Here is a 19,918-nt window from a genome sequence, read left to right on the forward strand (position 1 = left end):
AGGGAGGATGACGTATGGCTCTTACAATTGGTATTATTGGCTTACCCCAGAGCGGCAAAACGACGCTATTTAACTCATTAACAAAAGCAGGTGCTCCCATCGGAGGGTACGCGACAAGCACAGTACAGGCCAATCTCGCAGTAGTGCAGGTTCCCGATACTCGCGTAGATGCGCTCGCGGACATCTTTCAGCCTCAGAAGAAGACATATACAACGGTTGAATTCGTAGACGTGGCTGGGATGGGACAGGCATCACAGGCCGCGAAAGAGAAACGAGAAGGACTGAGCCCTGAATTTCTTGGTCATATTCGTAATGCGGACGCGTTAGCCATCGTCTTACGTACCTTCGCGAATGACAATGTGACTCATGTCTACAACACTATCGACCCCAACCGCGACCTGGACAGCCTGAATGCGGAACTGGCGATGACAGATCTCGCGACCGTTGAGAAGCGCATAGAGCGTACAAAAAAAGCCGCCAAGTCCGGTGATAAAAAGTATGTCCAGGAAATGGAGTTCCTCCAACGCTTACAGGAAACCCTCAATGAGCTTGGTCTGGCAAGCGACGTTGAAATTAGCGCCCAGGATCGGGTGGTTACAGATGAGCTCTTCCTGCTAACCTTGAAACCACGTATGTATGTGCTCAACACTAGCGAAGATATGCTGGGGGAGGCAAATGAGGTCCTGGCGAAAATCGAGAAGGGTGAGCAGGTCGTGCCAGAGAGCTTGAAAGGTGAGCTCAAAGGAATCGCGCAGGTCGCGCTACGAGCCAGGGCAGAGGGTGCGCAGGTTGCGGCAGTCTCTGCCAAGCTAGAAGCAGAACTTACCGAACTCCCCGAAGAGGAGGCAAACGAATACCTGGAAGCCCTGGGTCTACCCCAGCTCGGCGCTGAGCGTGTGATCCAGGTTGGCTACCGTCTCTTGAACCTGATTACCTTTCTTACAGCAGGCGAAGATGAGGTCCGTGCCTGGACGGTTACCAGGGGCGCGAAGGCTCCTGAGGCTGCTGGCAAGATCCACACTGATATTGAGAAGGGCTTCATCCGCGCTGAGGTAACACACTTTAATGATTTCATAGAGTGTGGTTCCTTTGCGGCAGCGACCAAGAAGGGCGTTCAACGCCTGGAGGGCCGCGACTACGAAATTAAAGACGGCGATATAGCGCACTTCCGCTTTAACAAAGGAAAATAACCAGGCGCGATTCTCTCGTTGAGAAAAACCAGCATACGCCCCAATTGATGCACATGGGCCTCCTCAATGTGATACGATGCTAACAAGTATTTGACAGCTTGCCAGCCGAGTACATGTAAGGAGGTTCCATGTCTATATCCCCCATCGAGGATTTAAAAGCTGAAATTGATGAGCGAATTCCCGACCTCATAGCGACCCGCCGCGACCTGCACGAACATCCTGAGCTAGCTTTTGAAGAAGTGCGAACCGCAAGCATTGTAGCCCAACGCCTGAAGGCGTTGGGGCTCGAAGTGCAGACAGGTATTGCCAAAACAGGCGTCACAGGCTTGCTACGTGGCGGCGCGGCTCCTGAGAATGCACGTACGATTGCGATACGTGCGGATATGGATGCCCTCCCTATTTATGAACTCAACGAGCTTGACTATCGCTCCCAGACCGATGACAAAATGCATGCCTGCGGACATGATGGGCATACTTCTATCGCATTGACCGTCGCCGATATTCTCAGCAAACGTAAATCTGAGCTCAAGGGCAACGTCAAGTTTATCTTCCAGCCAGCAGAGGAGCGCATTGGTGGCGCGAAACCAATGGTTGAAGAGGGCGCATTGCAGGGAATCGACGCTATTATCGGTCTCCATCTCATCAGCGGAGTGCCCATAGGGCAGGTTGGTGTGCGCAGCGGAACCGTCTTCGCCAGCGCGGATAGCTTGCAGTTTACCATCAAAGGGAAGGGTGGACACGCGGCTATGCCGGAGACTGCTATCGATCCCGTGGTCATCTCAGCACAGATTATCACCGCCCTTCAGACGCTCATCAGTCGAGAGATCTCACCATTCCAGGCAGCGGTCATCACAATAGCTAGACTTCAGGCAGGCACAGCATTCAATATCATTCCTGAGCAGGTTGTAATGGATGGAACCATGCGCTCCTATGACAAGGATACTCGTGCCTATCTGCTGCAACGCATTACTGAAGTAGCGCAAGGGATCGCCAGTTCAATGCGCGGTTCCTGCGAGGTCCAGGTTATCGATGGCTGCCCCCCCTGCACCAATGATGCGGGGATGACAGGAGTCGTACGTCAGGCAGCTATAGATACAGTTGGAGTGGAAAACGTCAATGAGAGCGATGCCGTTCGCGTCTCTGGCAGCGATGACATGGCCTACTTCCTTGACGCTGTTCCTGGTTGCTATTTCATCGTTGGCTCAGGTAACTCGCAGAAAGAGACGACCTATCCTCATCACCATCCCCGCTTCAATATCGATGAGGACGCACTACCCATCGCAGTCGAGGTCCTTACACGCTCAGTCTTCGAGTTCTTTAGTGCGTGAGTCAGAGTATGCCTGAGTAGTGCAGAAAAAGGTATCAGTTTTTGTAGCGCGCTACAAAACCATCGACTATGGTCGATTGTGGCGCGCCACAAATTTTTGCGTTTTCTTTTCCAGAAACTCACATTTCTTTGTAGCACGCGCCGCAAAAAACACGCACTTCTTTGAGGCAACCCGGTGTCATTGGAAATTACCGATCTTTCATGGTATACTTGCTTTGCTGTTCGACCGTCTATTGCTATATATGGAGGTCAACCTTTATGCGCGCGGATCGACTGCTAACGATCCTCATGTTACTCCAGACCAGGGGCAGGATGACCGCGAGAGAGCTTGCCGAGCGCCTGGAAGTCTCCGAACGCACCATCTACCGTGACATGGAAGCCCTGAGTATGGCAGGTATACCTGTCTATGCCGAGCGAGGTCCCGGCGGAGGGTGCCAATTGTTGGGGGACTACAAAACCACCCTGAACGGACTGAACTCTACCGAGATCCAGGCCCTCTTTACGGCATTAGATAGTAGCTCACTAGTGGACCTGGGTATGGCACAAGCGCTCCATGATGCCCGGTTGAAGCTAATGACGGCACTGCCTGTACCAGATTGTGAGCTCGCTCAACATACACGCCAACGCGTTCATGTTGACCACCGATCCTGGTTCGCGAGCGCGAGTCATAGCGAACATCATCTACCACTGATTCAACAAGCGCTCTATGAAGATCACATACTGCATATTCAGTATCATATGGATGATGGAGCACTAGTGAAGCGGCTTATAGCCCCCTATGGACTTGTTTCCAAAGCAGGTACATGGTTCCTCATTGGTGCGCATTGCGAGATAAGCGTGATCGCGGTCGCCACGATGCAATGTGTAGAGATGACCGAGAAGACCTTTATCTATCCACAGGATTTTGACCTGGAACACTATTGGGAAAACTATTGCCAGCGGTTAGAGGATGAGATGCCGCCCTATGCGCGCCCACTCCACCTCTCTCCATATGAGGCACGACAGCTACCCCGTATGTTGAGCGAATGGGGCTACATTCTCGAAGAAACCGATGCATCGCCCAATATGGCACCAGCAAGCTATCGAAGAGAAAAAAAAGCTTACGTGGGTTCGCCCCAAAGAAAAAAAGTCATATATCGTGCACCCCAACATACCAGACCGCTGCGTAATGGCATCAGAGCACCCTTACAACGCCGGCATGGTCCAGTCACGAGAGATACCCCTGCAATAGCTGCGGCGAATAAAAAAAAGCAATTTCGCCAACCTCATTCAGCAAGCGACTCGCGGACAAAGAAAAAAAACGGTTTCAAAAACAATTTCAATATACGGACAGCACACAAAAGGGCTGGCTCTGAGAAAAAAAACGCTGTATTCCCTATGAATCTCTGGTACACAGATAGCAAAAGCAAACATACGACCTCACTCATTGCCGCTTAGTCTCACGCTAGCATCTTCCTCATTTCAAACGCTAACCACTTCACCCTCTCCCAGAAAGAATCAGAATATGGCACCCTATGATCTCTATTTGTTGTCATTCTTGATCAGCGCACCGGAGATGATTGTATTTTAAGCATGTTGTTCGGACAGCGTCGAAGCGCGGAGCAAAAGGCGTGTACACTATGTTGTATGTAGTCGAAGAAACTTATCAAGGAGGAAGGCCATATGTGCGGTCGTTTTACCCTGACTATTAATAGTGATACTGTAGCGCGGGCATTTCAGGTCTCCGTCCCCAAGTCGTTACAGACGGGGCCGCGCTACAATGTCGCACCAACTCAGGATGTGATGACTATTATGCAAGGAAAAGAGGAGCGGCACCTTGACCTGCTACGCTGGGGCTTGATCCCCTCCTGGGCAAAGGATCCCAGTATTGGTTCGCGAATGATTAACGCACGTGCCGAGACGTTAGGTGAGAAGCCAAGCTTCAAGCGTCTTCTCTTCTCCCGGCGCTGCTTGATCCCCAGCGACGGCTTCTATGAATGGCAGAAGGTAAATGGTGGCAAAACGCCCATGTATATTACATTGAAAGATCATGAGCCTTTTACGTTCGCGGGTCTATGGGATAGCTGGCGCACACCTGATGGAGAAGAGCTGCGCACCTGCACGATTATCACCACGGAGGCCAATGATATCGTCACGCCAATCCATAATCGCATGCCAGTGATCCTACCAGCAGAGGCACGCGAGATGTGGTTAGATTCCTCACTACGCGATCCCAACCTGCTGCTCCCATTGCTCAAGCCGTATGATACCAACGCCATGCAAACGCGCGAGGTTTCGCGGCGAGTGAACAATCCACAATACGATGGCGCGGAACTAATCGCGTGAGCCGTTATAAACACAAAGAGAAGGCTTGGTAGATTATTTCCTAAGCCTTCTCTTTGTGTTTGCTATATAGGGAAGAACTCGCACTTAGACGCGAGATTGCAGGCGAACCAGTTGGCGGCCACGGGTGGCGGCGGGCAGTCCTGCCAACGTGCGAATAGCCTCGATAGTCTCCTGAGCATTGCGCACAAATTCGACGCGTGTTGGCAACTGAGCCTTGAACTCATCCACTGTTATGTCATCGAGGAAACGCTGTCCCTCATTGTCCAGCATGACGCGTGGCAGCAATACCAGATCCCCCATTGCGTCTAAATCCTTGAGCGTTTCCAGTACATCCTGAGCACAAAGCAGGCCAGCAACCGTAACTTGAGCGCCAAAGAATTTATTGATCACGGGCACGACCTGCACCTCAACGCCGTCGATAGCCTCACGGATATCGCTCGCGAACCCCTCGATTACTGGCTGTGCCATCGTACTTGTCACCAGAGTAATGCGTCTGGGGCGCGGCTCGGGCATCACCACAGGGAGACGACGCTTAGTTCGATTCCACTGCTCAATTAAGAAGCGAGTCATACCCACACCGTTCTCAATCTGAGAATACAGGCCATAGTGCTCGCTTGGCGGGAAATCGCGCCCGGTAATGTAATACCACTCATCAGAGAGATAGACGAAGGGATTACCATCAGGATCCTCGGCGGAGAAGCGGCGTTGATATGCCTCTACCATCTCAATGATCTCATCCGCTTCCTCGCGAGTACAGGCACGTAATGGAGGGAGGTCGCCAGTCTTGATCATATTGTTATATTTGGTCAGGCCCACAGGCACAACCGAGATGGACTCGACAATTGGGCGTAATTCTGTGAGCTCACGAATGCTGCGCTCCAACTCCGGGCCATTGTTAATGGGAGGGCAGATCACCAATTGCGTATGACAGGTAATCCCCATATCCCCCAGGCGCTTGATATGCTCAATAATCTCGCCTGCACGCGGACCATCCACCATCTTACGTCGCAAATCGGGATTGGTACAGTGAACTGAAACATAGAGAGGGGTTAGCTTCTGCTCATCGAGGCGTTGCCAATCAAGCTCCTTGAGATTTGTCAGTGTGACAAAATTTCCGAAGAGGAACGAGTAGCGATAATCGTCATCTTTAATGTAGAGTGAAGAGCGCATCCCATGTTCGAGGCCGGGCTGAGGCGCAAAACGCTCAGGAAGTCCCTTGATAAAACAAAACACGCACTTATTGGCACACTGGCGGATAAAGGGCGCGGGCTCTTCGCCAAAAAGCACGCCTAGATTCTCGTCCGCGCGCTTATTGATTGTAACCTCGCGCGCGTCCTCCTGGCGCTCATAGCCGATAAGCAACTCTTCGTCAGCTACATAAAAGCGATAATCCACCAGATCACGAATAAGATGACCATTGATTGTTTTTACAAGATCGCCTGACTGCAACCCGGCCCGATCCGCCGGGCTTTCGGGCACTACTTCACGCACCCATCCATAGAGTTTTGGCATTGTTTAACCTCGAAAACAGTGGGGAAAAGATTGAACGTTATCCGGCAAATTATAAACCTTCTACCTTTCAGCCGTCAAATTACTCTGACTTTGCGGGTATAGAGTCCTTGTCTGCCAACCTCTTTCACCTATCCACAAAATCAGGCAGGCAAGTTGTCCCAAATTGAGAAAGTCATCCCTCTCTATATATATGACAACCATATGTGATGGTTATGACGAGAAAGTCTCTACCCAGAAAATGAGGATAAGAATATGGCAAAGAAGAATAAAGCTCCGCTATTTGTGCGGGCAGCGAATGTGATGACTGTAACCTTAACCCATATGGGATTCAAACTTGTAGGTTATGGAAAATATCCAATGTACCTGCTCACGATACGTGGTCGAAAAAGCGGGCAGCCACGTACTGTTCCAATAGTGCTTTGGGAACGAAACGGAGAGCGCTACATGGCCTCTCCTTATGGCATTGTAGACTGGGTTCGTAATTTGCGGGCAGCAGGAGAGGCCACTCTCACGCGTGGGCGTCGCACAGAAAAAGTTAATGCCAGAGAGCTACCTCCCAGGGAAGCAGCCCTCGTAATGCGAGACGATGTTCGGGAGGGCAATCCCTTTGCTAGCTCCTTTGGAGTCACCAGAGATTCTTCACTTGAAGAGTTTGAGCAGGCGGCAATCGGCCACCCGATGTTCATACTACAAAGCATGGGATACACCAGATAAAGCGCCTTCTCATATGATAGAATGCAAACCAGTTGAAGGATCGTTTTTATGAATATAGCACGTCCTCTGCAAATCATCGCCACTCTCGCCGCGATAGTAGCGGTAGCACTTGGAATTGGCACATATACGCATCCAACCCTGATCAATATTCATATGCTGTTTGGGCTTCTTGTTACGCTCGCTCTACTCACTGTCGCCATAATAGCGGTAGTGACCAGTGGATTGAGGCGAATGGGAGCAATAGGGATTATCTACGCGCTTATACTCCCAATCTTTGGCTACACACAACAGATGATCTTGCTGGTGACCTCCATTGGCTGATCCAGGCAATTCACCTGATGGTGAGCTTTGGCGCAATCCCATTTATTGGAGCCATTACAGCGCGCTATCTGGCCCTCAAACCAGCCGTAGCTAGAGCAGCCAATCAGGTGCAAACTTTATAAACCCAGGGGAAGAGCATGGAAGAGTCATTTGAAAGCTACCGCACCTACCTCTTTGCTATCGCTTACCGTATGCTCGGAAGCGCAATGGACGCTGAAGATATGGTGCAGGAAACCTATATACGTTATCAGGGTGCGCAACCAGGAACCATCCACTCACTCAAAGCATATCTCACCACTATTCTAACGCGCCTTTGTATGGACCAACTCGATCTGGCGCGCCGTAAGCGAGAGCTGTATGTGGGCCCTTGGCTGCCAGAACCGATCCTCACGGCAGAGACATCAGAAACAATCGATCCAGAGAAACGTGTCGAGGCAGAGGAGACGATCTCGATAGCCTTCATGGTCCTCCTAGAGCAACTTCAGCCGTTCGAGCGTGCGGTCTTCCTGCTACGTGAAGTCTTCGCATACGAGTTTGCTGAGATTGCTTCTATGCTGGGAAAAACTGAGAGTGCCTGCCGACGTTCTTTTAGCCGGGCTAAAATTCATCTGCGGGCTCATCGCCCACGCTTTGCCGCCTCTCCCCAGACCCATCAGCAGTTACTCAGTGGATACATTCAGGCGGTGCAAATGGGCGAAATTGCGCCCTTGATGAATCTGCTCGCCGAAAATGTGACCTTGTGGACGGATGGAGGTGGCAAAACGCGGACAGCCGCGCTACGCCCAATTCATGGGCGCGATGCTGTTATGCGTATGAGCCTGGGAACGAAGCGCTTCTGGCCTGAAAACTCATATATTGAGATGATGGAAATCAACGGACAGACCGCCGCAATCATTCGCACTGGCATTGATGGTCAGACATTCTCCGTCCTGAACATCGACGTAGTGGAAGGAAAGATTCAAACAATTCGCATTATCGCCAACCCAGAGAAACTCACACACGTCTAAAAATTGTAAGATGTTCCTCGCCATTTGCCGCGACCTGTGAGCTCAAGGTGAAGATGGGTTTATCTTGGATAAACCCATCTTCACCTTGAGCTCATATTGCTTCTGAGCACTGTGTATAATGCCAGCATCTCTATTGCCGGATTGGAAATAGTCAAAAAGAAGAGAATAGAGGGCCTTCTGCTGCTCAAAAAAGGCGTGCGACAGAAAGGCATGGGCAATTCCAGACAGAAGGTGTCATGATTCATGACGTATACTGTGCAAGCAGGAAGCACATGAGAACCTGTCCATTTGGGCATAGGCAGTGGGGCAGTAATTCATGATATACTCATCTTTGAATAGCTGCGTTATCGATATGGGGAAATATCGAGCGTCTCAGGTTGTGTGGCAGGGAAAGCGCTACTAGTATTCGTAGACAGACATATGCCTATGCTCCACTCGCATCTACATGTTGCGTCATTGTCATCTTAGACGAAAACCAACCCTCATGCGAGGGCATAGTATCATCGTGTGCCTGGCGCTAGCAGTTTCAGGTTTTCGAGACGCCTTTTATCCACCGTCCTTGTATTTGTAGTTCGTTTGTACCCTAGCTCGTCGGAGGTTTCTCTTGTCCAAACGCGAGTTTACCGTCTCGAATGAATATACGTATAACCACTCCAGTCCTACACGCTGGATTATCTCTCATCTCTACCGCTATAAGTTTATCGTTCTATTTTATATGATTGTAGCCATCACGGTAAATCTAGCCTTCTCAGAGACGCGAGTGCTTGTCGGAAATGCCTTTGACGCAGTGCTCAGAGGAGATGGGGCCCAGATTGGCATTATCGCGCTTGAGATGCTAGGCCTGGTCATCTTCTGCGGCCTCGTAGACATCACGGCTCGCTTCTCTATTGAGGTGATCGCGCGGCGTTTCTCGCGTGATGCACGCGAGGAGCTCTATACCAGTTTGCTTGGCAAGAGCCAATCCTTCCATAATCGCCAGCGCGTAGGTGATATCATGGCGCGTGCTACCAATGATATGTCGCAGGTAGGCGACATGGTCTCACCCGGCTTCGACATCATCTATGATTCGTTCTCAAGCATGTTCGCGATCCTGTTCTTCATTGGTCTGCTGGATGTGCGCCTGCTCCTCGTCCCTTTGCTCTATCTTGTGGTCTTTGGGTTCTCACTCTGGCACTACTCACGCCGCCTGAATCCAGTCTCACGGCAGATGCGTGAGCAGTTTGGTACCACCAATGCCATCCTCAATGAGGCGGTAACTGGCATTGAAGTCATCAAGTCAACCTCGCAGGAAGAGCAGGAGAACACCAAGTTCGCACACAACGCGACGATGTACCGTGATCTCTTTGTCAAGAACGGCGTCATCCAGGGGCAATACCTGCCCACATTATTGTTGGGCATTGCCCTGGCTTTCTGCTTCCTGCATGGGCTCTTCTTACTGCTACAACACCAGATCAGCGTCGGGCAGCTCGTAGCCTTCATTGGCCTGGCATCCAACATGCGCTTTGTCACGGACATGTCGACCTGGAGCTTCAACCTGGTGCAGCTAGGTGTGGCAGGCGGGCGGCGCATCATTGGCATGATTAAACAGGATACCGAGCTTGATGAGAATGAGCACGGCTATAACGCCGAAATCAAGGGCGAGATTGTCTTCGAGAACATTAGCTTTAGCTACGGCGAGGCTCCCATCCTGAAGAATGTTTCATTCCGCGCCCTACCGGGGCAAACCATCGCTATTGTTGGACAGACCGGCTCAGGCAAGAGCACTATGACCAAGCTCGTCAACCGCATCTACGATGCGTCCGAAGGGCGCGTGTTGATTGATGGTCAGGACACACGCGATTGGAGCCTGGACGCGCTCCGTTCGCAGATCTCGACCATTGAGCAAGACGTCTTCCTTTTCTCACGCTCTATCGCCGAGAACATTGCCTATGGTCTGGGGCAGAAGGCCAACCAGGCCGCTATCGAGGCTGCCGCGCACGACGCTCAAGCTCACGACTTCATTATGGGCTTCAAAGAGGGCTATGAGACAGTCATCGGCGAGCGCGGCGTGATGCTTTCGGGAGGACAACGCCAGCGCCTCGCCATCGCACGCGCGCTACTGACCGATCCACGCATTCTGATCCTTGATGACTCGACCAGCGCTATTGATAGCGCGACCGAAGATGAAATCCAGAAAGCTATTAAGCGCGTCCTTCAGAACCGCACAACACTGCTTATCACACATCGTATTTCGCAGATCCGATGGGCGGATAAAGTCTTAGTTGTGCGCAATGGAGAAATCATCGACCAGGGCACACATGAGGAACTCATGGACCGCTGCTACACCTATCAGCGCATCTTCTCGCACTACGATAGCGCACCAGCCACTTCTGTTGCCCCCAGTGCAGTTGTGAATAGTGCAGATTAAGGGTTCATGCGAAAACCAACTCTCATTCGAGGGCACGGCGCCGCTGTCGCGACTAGCGCTAACGCGCTCTGGTTTTCAAAGAGGAGTAAAGCAAAAAAGGAGCTTAACGCACAATGGGTTTCATTATGGATGGTCTGGATGCCGAGGATTACGATAGAACTTATTCCGATGGGCAACTCATCAAACGCATCGCAGGTTATTTTAAGCCGAAGATGGGGCTAGTGGTAACAGTGAGCATTCTGGTTGTACTTAAGTCAATCATGGATACCGCCTTCCCTGTCCTGGTCTCAAACGGCCTGGATACGCTTGTCTCAGATAAAGGCCTCCAGACTGCTATCTGGATTACACTCCTGTTGTTAGTATCAGGCGTCCTCTCATGGGGCTTCAACATGCTCCGTCAGTGGTTCACAGCCATCGCGGTTGGCGATGTCGTACTCCAATTGCGCAAAGACGCGTTTAACGCCATCATGGAACGCGATATGTCCTTCTTTGACGAGTTCTCGTCGGGCAAGATCGTGAGCCGTATTACGTCCGATACAGACAAATTCGCCACAGTGGTTACGCTTACAGTTAACTTGCTCAGCCAGTTTTTGCTCTTTGTGCTCATCATCGTCATTCTCTTTTTCCGCAACTGGCAACTCTCATTGATTGCCATCGCGATCCTCCCGGTGATTATGGCAATAGCGCTTGGCTTCCGCTACCTGGCGCGCACAGCGACCCAGCGCTCACAACGCTCACTAGCACGCGTGAACTCAAACGTACAGGAGGTCATCAGCGGCATCACTGTCGCCAAGAACTTCCGTCAGGAACAGAATATGTACAATGAGTTCAAGGGCATCAACGTACAAGCCTACCATGTCGAGGTACGCACTGGCGTCCTCTATAATGGTGTCTTCCCTATTCTGGTCGCGGTCGCCAATCTGGGATCAACCATGATCATCTATTTCGGTGGCAACAATGTGCTAAATCATAGCATCTCGGCTGGCGACTGGTTCCTCTTTGTACAGGGAGTGGCCTCGCTCTGGTTCCCAATTACGAGTATCGCATCCTTCTGGAGCCAATTCCAGCTTGGTCTGGCAGCCAGCGAGCGCGTCTTTGCCCTGCTGGATGCCGAGCCTAGAGTTCACCAGAGCGCCAGCGAGCCAGTTTCATCGCTCAAAGGTGAGATTGAGTTCCAGCATATGCACTTTAGCTATGATGACCGTCAGACAGTGCTACCAGATCTGAGCTTGAAGATACACGCAGGCGAGACGGTCGCCTTCGTAGGACACACAGGCGCGGGCAAGTCGAGTATCGCCAAGCTGGTCGCCCGCTTCTATGAATACCAGGGGGGCGAACTACTCATCGATAAGCGCGATATCCGCACCTTCGATCTGGCTGAATACCGGCGGCGTTTGGGTATCGTGCCCCAGGTCCCCTTCCTCTTCTCAGGGACTGTCAGGGACAACATCCGCTATGCGCGACCAGAGGCTAGTGATGCCGAGGTTGAGGCTATCGCACAGCAAATTGGCAACGGCGATTGGCTTGAAGCCCTACCGGAAGGGCTGAATACCGAAGTGGGTGAGGAAGGCAAGGCTCTCTCGATGGGGCAACGTCAGCTTGTGGCCCTGGGACGCGTTCTGCTTCAGGACCCGACGATCCTGATTCTGGACGAGGCGACAGCCAGCGTTGATCCTCTCACGGAGGCTCAGATCCAGGAGGGACTAGACCTTCTTCTCCATGACCGCACGGCCATCCTCATCGCGCACCGCCTCTCAACAATCAAGCAGGCGGATCGCATCATCGTTCTTGACGGGGGGCGAATCGTTGAGGAGGGCAACCATGAACACCTGATGTTACAGGGAGGACACTATGCCCATCTCTACAACACATACTTCCGCCACCAATCACCTGATTACAGGCCAGGCGAAGGTTTTGTCGCGGTGCGTCCCTCCATCGTAGCAGATAAGGCATAGATATAACAGGGTAAAATAGCGTAAGGAACATACCATGTCCCAGAGCTTTTCGAGTAGCTCTCTCAGTAACCTTGCACTCGCCGCAGAGGCGAATATGCGGGAAGCGGCGGCCCTTTGGGGCCGCCTGCTGGGGGCGAAACTCCACACCTCGCAGGAAGCAGACTGGTTTCACTCTGGCGTTTCGCTCTCGATGTTCAACGGTGTCATATGTGCCCAATTAGAATCTGATCACATCGACGAACAGATTGAGCACCTTCTTAAACCATTCCGCGATGATGGGCTCCCTGTGACCTGGCTTCTCGGGCCAACCTCGCGTCCCAACGACCTGGAGTCACGCCTGATCAAACACGGCCTCCACCTGGACCAGCGCCTCCCGGCTATGATGCTGGATCTACAGACCCTACCAATGGATGAGCCCCTGCCATCCGGCATCACTGTCAAGCTAGTCGAGAACCAACACGAGATGGAAAATTGGATACATGTAGTGGCTACAGGCTCCGGCTTTCCTGATTTCATCGCGACCATCCTGCTAAACCTGCTACGCGAGCATGGCTACAATGCCTCTAGCGCCAGTAGGCCATATCTTGCACTCCGCGATGGGGAGCCTGTAGCTTCATCCCTGCTTGTTCCAGGTGGGGGCATAGCGGGCATCTATTGTGTCTGCACGCTGGAAAACGCCCGCCGCCAGGGCATTGGACGGACTGCCACCATCGCCGCACTCCGAGACGCGCGAGATCATGGCTATCGCCTCGCAACGCTCCAATCGTCCGAGATGGGTTACCGAATATACCGGCGCCTCGGTTTTCAGGAGGTGTGCACCCTCACGCTCTACACCTTACCAGCTACAACATGGAGCCCCTCATAGGCCCTTAACATGGTACTGCTCATAAATGGGCCTTATGATCCTGACCTCCTGGCACTCAAAGTGCTACAATCAATATGCGCCATCTTTCTCCGTAAAAGCAGGCATCTCGAAACGTGTATACCTGAAAAGGCGTAACTCTCTAAGCAGTTATTAGCGCACTTACTTCCATTCGAAAACCTCAGTGCGTTGGCACTAGTCGCGCTTTGCGATGCCGTGCTCTCGTATGAGGATTGGTTTTCGCATAATAGCTTGAATAAAGAGGCCCCAACGTGCAAACACATACAGATACACGTCAAGAGCGCTTTGCGAGCGGCTTTATTGCTGGGCTCGCGGCGGGTATCCTCGCCACTGGCGTCATGCTCCTGCTAAACATTCTTTTGAACGGAGTCTCACTGCCTGAAGAGGTTGGGGGGGCGATTACGCGCCTCATGCCCGCCTCAATCTTCGACGCATTGCATCGTCTGATTGGGGCCGATGCCAAGCGTATTTTTGTCGCCATTGTTGTCGCTGGGCAATGCGCGGTCTTCGGTCTTATTGGTGGGCTCGTTAATTTAGCAACCACTCACCCCGTTCTCGTTAATGAGAAAAAGAACGGCGCGATGCGCCTTGGCGCGGGTATCTTCCTGGCGCTCATTCTCTGGCTGGCAAGCGGCCTGCTTCTACTCCCCCTGGTAGGCGCTGGTATCTTCGGAGCGCAACTCTCCAGCGGCACAGGCGGTACGATGTGGAGCCTGGGGCTGGTGGGTCTGATCTATGGAGTTCTCTATGTTCTTCTGCGTAACTGGTTTCGCATACGCGAACAGATTGAAGAAAATCAACCCGGCGCTCAAGAGCGGCGTGCGCGCGCGAAACGCACCCGGCGCGACATCCTCCGCAATGGAGGCATCATTGTAGGCGTTGGAGTGATGGGAATTCTGGCCTGGCGCTTCATCTCTAACGGAATCAATGGAGCAAACAATCTCGCGCAATTGACAAAGAATTTTAAGCGCAAGATCATTCCAGCCCCCACTCCCAACTATGGCACGCTCCAGCCAGCTCCCGGACTCTCATCAGAAATTACTAGCAATGATCGCTTCTACACCGTCTCGAAGAATCTTGTCTCCGATCCTACGGTCAATGCTTCTAGCTGGCACCTGGAAGTCAAAGGAGAGGTGGCTCACCCCTTCACGCTAACATATGATGAGCTTCTCAAGATACCAACGAAGCAACAATATGAATCACTAATGTGCATCAGCAATGAGGTGGGCGGTCCCTACATGGGCAATGCCCTCTGGGATGGATTTCCGCTCTCGGCTCTATTCGAGCGTGCAGGCGGAGTCAAGACCGGAGCGACCAAGGTGGTCTTGCGTGCGGCGGACGATTATAGCGATAGCATTCATCTTAGCAAAGCCCTTGAGCCAACCACGCTTGTCGCCATACGCATGAACGGCGAGACTCTCCCACAATTGCATGGTTTTCCAGCACGCCTGCTGGTGCCTGGTATTTATGGCATGAAACATGTGAAATGGATTACCAGTATTGAAGTGGTCAATTATGACTTCCGAGGTTACTGGCAAGGGCAAGGCTGGAATGATGCCGCCCCAATTCGCATGACCTCGCGCATTGATACACCAAGAACGGATACCAGCCTCAAAGCAGGACAAAAAACCTATATCGCGGGTGTCGCCTTCTCCGGCAACAAAGGTATCAGCGAGGTAGATGTCAGCCTGGATAATGGAGCCACCTGGCAACGTACCACGCTCAAAAAGCCGATAACGGCTTTGACCTGGGTTCTCTGGGAGCTCCCTTGGACACCTAAGGAGGGTGACTACACGGTTATTGCCCGAGCAGTCGACCTTGAAGGTAACGTCCAGGATCCCAACCCGGCATCCCCAGCACCAGATGGCTCCTCTGGCTACCATACCGTTTCAATTACAGTTCGTTAATTCATGTGTAAAGCGCATGAATTAATATTACAGTAAATTAATTGCAACTTTTTCGCTTGCCATACGTTCTTTACATTGTAAGGGTTAAATATGCCATCCATGTTATTGAAGCGCTGGCAACCGTTAATATATATATCGTTCGAAGCGCCTGTGAAGGGCAGAGGTTGGATGAAAGAGGTCTACAATTATAGCAATCGCTCAGGCACTGATGCCCCAGGCTTTCTGTTCGCCAACGGATGTAAGGCGTTAACGCAACACCTTCAAGGTTGAATATCTACATGTACAAATTCTCAGACGAGAGCACTAAGAAGCTTTTATCTCGAAGTATCATAACAAAAGAGCGTATAGCGCGATATGCGCTTACATTTCCTCGAGGCATAGGATGCGCAACAAATGAAAGTTGTGGTAAACAAGCCCTTTACCACGTTTTAGAAAGCAGTAGTTAAACCTATGATACGACAGTGTGCATGGTGCTTGCGCCTAATTGATAGCGGAGGTGAGCGTGTCTCCCTGTTGCCGCTGCCAAAACTGTATGAGGCAAGTCATGGGATGTGTGGTGTTTGTGGCACGCTGTTGATGGAACAGGCAATGCAAACACCAGCGACAACGGGAAAACACTCGCGCCGAGCACAGCATGAACTAAGCGCAACGCCTCGCCGAACGAAACCAATCACCACCTCTGCGACCGTAACCCAACTCGTATTAGAGCTACAGGAGCGTGAACCCGGACTGCCATCCACGCAGCGTCGCATCAAGAAAACACTTCCTATGCGCTAAGCAGAGTAAACTGCTTTCGCAAGCATTCAAGGCCTGGAAAGACAGAAGTTGCTGTCTCTCCAGGCCTTGAATGTACCACACCAATTTCCGCTTTTCACGCTTGGAGACTTCTGATGGAACAGGCCATATAAACACCAGGAGCAATAATATCGCGAGAGGTACAAAAGCCAGTCGCGTTTTCACAGGTCCACGAGACCGCTATGAACTACCTCTCTTCCTCGACAAGCGAATCATCGGAAGTAAAGCATCAACGAGCTGAGTTGACCACGACTGCGACAGTTACTTGACTCGTCCTAGAATTGCAGCAACGCAAGCACGAAGCACCAAAGGCACGATTACACACGCGCGACCAGTTGCATATACGTTAATTGTCCCATAAGCAGACAAAGAAGAGGGTAGCTACCTGCGGCAAGCAGATCCTACTCTCTTCTTTACCTAAGCTAATTATGGAAGGGATGGAAGTCTCGTTTACCATCATGCAGGATGTAGACCCCATCAACCCATTTCCCCTTTACCTGGCCCTTGAAGCAGTAGTAGAGCTTACCATCCCATGAGGCGGAAGAACTAATCCCCCAGGACCCTTGTACATCTCCATAGTGCCACTTGATCTTCCCAGTAGCAGCATCTAGAGCATAGAAGTAGGAGCCAGGAGCGCTATGAGGAGATTCCAGAGAATTATATGCCTCGATGAAAAGCGTCTTCTGGCTTAATGCCATAGGAAAGACATTACTATAGCTCTGGCTCCAGAGAACCTCTATGCCCCGAAGTGCAGTAAGCTGTTTTGAGGTAGAATAATATGCTACTCCATTTGCCTCAAATAACCCATCTGCCTCACCTGGGATCGTCAATCCAGAGACATCCACGGATTTACCATTAGCGGCATCCAGCACATCGAGATGCAAGCCAGCAATCGTATATAGATACTTCTCAGAGATCACGGCATTTGGAGAGCCTTTGCTCAGTATCTGTGAATTATGCCACAACTGCTTGCCACTGCTGGCGTCAAAGGCATAAAGACCATCGAAGAAGCCGTACACTTTTCCATTGGCAACCGTACTCAATGTATAAGTACAGGCAGGGTCCACCACACCGTTCTTAGACTGCGGCTTACAGGGTATCGCGACATGCCAAAGCAATGTCCCCTTATCGATATCCACGGCGTACAAGCCGCTGTTTGTACTAAAGTAGACCGCGCTCCCGTTGGCAATAGGAGAACCGGCTACATGACCGTTGACAGCGTATTTCCAGAGAACCTTGCCAGTTTTCGCATTCAGCTCATACAGGTTACCGTCATAGCTCGAAACAAACAGCATTCCCTGGTAAGCAATCAGCTCACTCTGCTCTAGTTTTGTCTTAAACGTATTTTTCCAGTAGATTGAGCCATTCTTTGGGTTCACGGCATAGATGACTGCATTAGACATCTGGCCAGGGAGTTCTGGGATGGTATAAAGCACATCAGCGCTTGCGGGTACTTGCCCACCAACCACACTACTTTCAGGGCCGGAATGACTTGAGAAGAGAAGTAAGGCTCCTCCCGCCAGAACCGCCACAATCAGTACCGCTACAAGCGTGCTGAGAATACGAATGGGGCGGCTAACATGGCGCTCTGGTCTGGACAAGGACTCTGGTCTGACGCTTCCTTTGCGTATATGCTTTGCAAGCTGCTCATCCAGATCAAGCACTTCAAGATCACCTGTTACATCTTTGATTGAAGCATCATCCTTGAGCATCCTATTTCCTCTCTGTTGTTTATGTACGGCTTCCGCCAACTCTCTAGGAAGTTGAGGCAGGAGAGTGGCTGGCGGTAAACGGCGGAGAGCGATATCCATGATCTGGTAGTCATCCCAAGCTTGAGCGCAGGCTGAGCACTCCAGAAGGTGAATCCTTAGCGCCTTCCGCTCACGTGGCAGAAGATCATTCTTATACAGGCTAGCCAGTTGCGCTTGCCACTGTACGCAGGGCATGGAAACAAGCTGCCTCTGCTTTTTTCTCATTCCATTGCTCCTTTCGTAGGCTGATAGAATTTACGAAACCGTTCACGCGCTCGCGAAACATTTGAGCCAACACTCTTCTCGCTGATATGCAGCATGTGTGCTATCTCACGTTGCGAAAAACCCTCAATTACCTGTAGCAATAAACAGGCTCTATACTGTGGCGAGAGTTGGCGCAGAGCGTGCTGAATCATATCTACCTCACTTATCCACTCCTCCGGTCCATCAATGCTTAGGCTTTCATGCTCGCTTATTAGCATCCAAGGCAACCAACGCATATGTCGCTCATGACGCAGATGCGCGTAGGCTATGTTGGTTGCGATGCGATAGAGCCAGGCACGAAATTGTAGCTCTTCCTGTAAGCCCGACAAGCCCTTCCATGCCTTGAGAAAGGTATCCTGGGCCAGATCGCGCCCCAATTCATCATTTCCGACCAGACGAGTTAGATAAGTACAAATAGGCAGACTAAAAATTTCAAAAAGGGTGGCGAATGCAGTAGCATCTCCCCGGCGAGCTTGCGCCACTAACTGGTCAAGAGAGACCTTATCCTCCGAGTTTTCAGGAGGACTGCCGCCAAAGACCTGATACATCAATAGTTCTCCTCGCCCTCATATTTCTTCGCTTTCTGTTACATATGATGCATACAGGCATGCTTTTCCTGCGTACCATTTATAGGCTTCTTATGTTTCCCGCTTTTTACGCCTGGATACTTCCTTTTTTGCCTATTGCCATATCACACACACTCCATCTAAGCTGTAAATAGAAATTAATCTATCATGAGCGATAAGGAGACGGGTAAGATGCGCCAACGAACTTACGAGGATGATGAGCAATATCCAGCACAACTGGAATATCACGCGACGGTCCACGATTTACCCAATGACGAACGCCCAAGGGAGCGCTTGCAGAAGCAAGGAGCGGACACGCTCTCCAACGCGGACCTGCTCGCCATCATTCTACGCACTGGAACTGTCCGAGACAATGTCATGGAAATGGCGGGCAAGCTCCTGGCAAAATATGGTGGCCTGGGAGGGCTGATGACCGCCAGCTTTCACCAATTAAGCAACGAATATGGACTTGGATTGGCGAAAGCAGCCCAACTCAAGGCCGCTCTAGAACTGGGGAAGCGGCTCAGTATGCTTCAGCTTGACCAGAAATACCAGATCAGGAGCGCGGATGACGCAGCGAATCTAGTACGTATGGACATGATGTACTTGGATCATGAGGAGATGCACATACTTGTGCTTGACACAAAGAATCGCGTGGTTGAGCATACCAAACGCTACAAAGGCACAGTCAATAGCTCTGTCTTACGCTCATCGGAGATCTTTCGCCCAGCGATTGTGCGCAATTGCCCCCACGTCATCATCTGTCACAATCATCCTAGTGGGGATCCAACCCCATCACCCGAGGATATAGATGTTACGCGCCAGCTCGTCAAGGCTGGGCACCTGCTCGACATCGAACTGCTCGACCACATTGTCATCGGCAACCCACGCTACACCAGCCTCAAAGAACAACTTAGATGGTAAAGAAAGCAGAGGGTGGATGTCTCAGTGGTAAGCACCATGAGACATCCACCCTCTGTTCGTGAGAGATCAA

The 19,918-nt window shown here is 51.4% G+C and carries 16 protein-coding genes; 13 read left to right on the forward strand and 3 right to left on the reverse strand.

Annotated elements, in window-relative coordinates:
• The first annotated feature begins 14 nt into the window (after positions 1-14).
• The 4 genes from ychF (at position 15) to K3T82_RS10410 (ending at position 4,842) form a co-directional block, all read left to right on the forward strand.
• Positions 15-1,190 (forward strand): redox-regulated ATPase YchF, encoded by a 1,176-nt coding sequence (gene ychF / locus K3T82_RS10395; protein WP_220193405.1) that lies wholly within the window; start codon positions 15-17, stop codon positions 1,188-1,190.
• Positions 1,191-1,318: 128 nt separating this feature from the next.
• On the forward strand, positions 1,319-2,518 hold the full coding sequence (locus K3T82_RS10400) for a M20 metallopeptidase family protein (protein ID WP_220193406.1): 1,200 nt from the start codon (positions 1,319-1,321) through the stop codon (positions 2,516-2,518).
• 257 nt (positions 2,519-2,775) lie between these two features.
• On the forward strand, positions 2,776-3,954 hold the full coding sequence (locus K3T82_RS10405; RefSeq protein WP_220193407.1) for a helix-turn-helix transcriptional regulator: 1,179 nt from the start codon (positions 2,776-2,778) through the stop codon (positions 3,952-3,954).
• Between the two features lie 225 nt (positions 3,955-4,179).
• Positions 4,180-4,842 (forward strand): SOS response-associated peptidase, encoded by a 663-nt coding sequence (locus tag K3T82_RS10410; protein WP_220193408.1) that lies wholly within the window; start codon positions 4,180-4,182, stop codon positions 4,840-4,842.
• Between the two features lie 84 nt (positions 4,843-4,926).
• Here the strand turns inward: K3T82_RS10410 and K3T82_RS10415 are convergent, their stop codons facing one another.
• Positions 4,927-6,354, reverse strand: a complete 1,428-nt coding sequence (locus K3T82_RS10415) for a DUF512 domain-containing protein (RefSeq protein ID WP_220193409.1) — start codon at positions 6,352-6,354, stop codon at positions 4,927-4,929.
• A 252-nt stretch (positions 6,355-6,606) separates the two neighbouring features.
• On the opposite strand from K3T82_RS10415, the gene K3T82_RS10420 reads away from it, so the two are divergent.
• The 8 genes from K3T82_RS10420 (at position 6,607) to K3T82_RS10455 (ending at position 16,325) form a co-directional block, all read left to right on the forward strand.
• Positions 6,607-7,068: a nitroreductase family deazaflavin-dependent oxidoreductase gene (locus tag K3T82_RS10420; protein ID WP_220193410.1), complete on the forward strand. Its 462-nt coding sequence runs from the start codon at positions 6,607-6,609 to the stop codon at positions 7,066-7,068.
• A 48-nt stretch (positions 7,069-7,116) separates the two neighbouring features.
• On the forward strand, positions 7,117-7,389 hold the full coding sequence (locus K3T82_RS10425) for a hypothetical protein (protein WP_220193411.1): 273 nt from the start codon (positions 7,117-7,119) through the stop codon (positions 7,387-7,389).
• Positions 7,390-7,526: 137 nt separating this feature from the next.
• A complete protein-coding gene (locus tag K3T82_RS10430) occupies positions 7,527-8,396 on the forward strand; it encodes an RNA polymerase sigma-70 factor (protein ID WP_220193412.1) in 870 nt (289 codons plus the stop codon).
• A 604-nt stretch (positions 8,397-9,000) separates the two neighbouring features.
• Positions 9,001-10,803: an ABC transporter ATP-binding protein gene (locus tag K3T82_RS10435; RefSeq protein ID WP_220193413.1), complete on the forward strand. Its 1,803-nt coding sequence runs from the start codon at positions 9,001-9,003 to the stop codon at positions 10,801-10,803.
• A gap of 113 nt (positions 10,804-10,916) precedes the next feature.
• The gene (locus tag K3T82_RS10440) at positions 10,917-12,758 is read left to right on the forward strand and encodes an ABC transporter ATP-binding protein (RefSeq protein ID WP_220193414.1); all 1,842 of its coding nucleotides are present in this window, start codon (positions 10,917-10,919) and stop codon (positions 12,756-12,758) included.
• A 34-nt stretch (positions 12,759-12,792) separates the two neighbouring features.
• The gene (locus K3T82_RS10445) at positions 12,793-13,623 is read left to right on the forward strand and encodes a GNAT family N-acetyltransferase (RefSeq protein ID WP_220193415.1); all 831 of its coding nucleotides are present in this window, start codon (positions 12,793-12,795) and stop codon (positions 13,621-13,623) included.
• Between the two features lie 269 nt (positions 13,624-13,892).
• Positions 13,893-15,548: a molybdopterin-dependent oxidoreductase gene (locus K3T82_RS10450; protein WP_220193416.1), complete on the forward strand. Its 1,656-nt coding sequence runs from the start codon at positions 13,893-13,895 to the stop codon at positions 15,546-15,548.
• Between the two features lie 450 nt (positions 15,549-15,998).
• Positions 15,999-16,325: a hypothetical protein gene (locus K3T82_RS10455; RefSeq protein ID WP_220193417.1), complete on the forward strand. Its 327-nt coding sequence runs from the start codon at positions 15,999-16,001 to the stop codon at positions 16,323-16,325.
• Positions 16,326-16,765: 440 nt separating this feature from the next.
• Here K3T82_RS10455 and K3T82_RS10460 read toward each other — a convergent pair whose 3' ends face one another.
• Together K3T82_RS10460 and K3T82_RS10465 are read right to left on the reverse strand one after the other, a co-directional pair.
• Entirely contained in the window at positions 16,766-18,319 is a 1,554-nt protein-coding gene (locus tag K3T82_RS10460; protein WP_236031089.1) for an outer membrane protein assembly factor BamB, read from the reverse strand.
• Positions 18,316-18,906, reverse strand: coding sequence for an RNA polymerase sigma factor (locus K3T82_RS10465; protein ID WP_220193418.1), 591 nt, complete (start codon positions 18,904-18,906; stop codon positions 18,316-18,318). The genes K3T82_RS10460 and K3T82_RS10465 overlap by 4 nt, the downstream gene beginning before the upstream one ends.
• A gap of 210 nt (positions 18,907-19,116) precedes the next feature.
• On the opposite strand from K3T82_RS10465, the gene radC reads away from it, so the two are divergent.
• Positions 19,117-19,848 (forward strand): RadC family protein, encoded by a 732-nt coding sequence (radC, locus tag K3T82_RS10470; protein WP_220193419.1) that lies wholly within the window; start codon positions 19,117-19,119, stop codon positions 19,846-19,848.
• Positions 19,849-19,918: the final 70 nt, after the last annotated feature.

The sequence above is a fragment of the Ktedonospora formicarum genome, assembly GCF_016587355.1.
Lineage (GTDB): Bacteria > Chloroflexota > Ktedonobacteria > Ktedonobacterales > Ktedonobacteraceae > Ktedonobacter > Ktedonobacter formicarum.

What these genes read in the sequence shown, in the direction of transcription:
- ychF (WP_220193405.1), top strand. Translation starts at nt 15, where the DNA reads ATGGCTCTTACAATTGGTATTATTGGCTTACCCCAGAGCGGCAAAACG.
- K3T82_RS10400 (WP_220193406.1), top strand. Translation starts at nt 1,319, where the DNA reads ATGTCTATATCCCCCATCGAGGATTTAAAAGCTGAAATTGATGAGCGA.
- K3T82_RS10420 (WP_220193410.1), top strand. Translation starts at nt 6,607, where the DNA reads ATGGCAAAGAAGAATAAAGCTCCGCTATTTGTGCGGGCAGCGAATGTG.
- radC (WP_220193419.1), top strand. Translation starts at nt 19,117, where the DNA reads ATGCGCCAACGAACTTACGAGGATGATGAGCAATATCCAGCACAACTG.
- K3T82_RS10445 (WP_220193415.1), top strand. Translation starts at nt 12,793, where the DNA reads ATGTCCCAGAGCTTTTCGAGTAGCTCTCTCAGTAACCTTGCACTCGCC.
- K3T82_RS10430 (WP_220193412.1), top strand. Translation starts at nt 7,527, where the DNA reads ATGGAAGAGTCATTTGAAAGCTACCGCACCTACCTCTTTGCTATCGCT.
- K3T82_RS10415 (WP_220193409.1), bottom strand. Translation starts at nt 6,354, where the DNA reads ATGCCAAAACTCTATGGATGGGTGCGTGAAGTAGTGCCCGAAAGCCCG.
- K3T82_RS10410 (WP_220193408.1), top strand. Translation starts at nt 4,180, where the DNA reads ATGTGCGGTCGTTTTACCCTGACTATTAATAGTGATACTGTAGCGCGG.
- K3T82_RS10425 (WP_220193411.1), top strand. Translation starts at nt 7,117, where the DNA reads ATGAATATAGCACGTCCTCTGCAAATCATCGCCACTCTCGCCGCGATA.
- K3T82_RS10440 (WP_220193414.1), top strand. Translation starts at nt 10,917, where the DNA reads ATGGGTTTCATTATGGATGGTCTGGATGCCGAGGATTACGATAGAACT.
- K3T82_RS10405 (WP_220193407.1), top strand. Translation starts at nt 2,776, where the DNA reads ATGCGCGCGGATCGACTGCTAACGATCCTCATGTTACTCCAGACCAGG.
- K3T82_RS10455 (WP_220193417.1), top strand. Translation starts at nt 15,999, where the DNA reads ATGATACGACAGTGTGCATGGTGCTTGCGCCTAATTGATAGCGGAGGT.
- K3T82_RS10460 (WP_236031089.1), bottom strand. Translation starts at nt 18,319, where the DNA reads ATGAGAAAAAAGCAGAGGCAGCTTGTTTCCATGCCCTGCGTACAGTGG.
- K3T82_RS10465 (WP_220193418.1), bottom strand. Translation starts at nt 18,906, where the DNA reads ATGTATCAGGTCTTTGGCGGCAGTCCTCCTGAAAACTCGGAGGATAAG.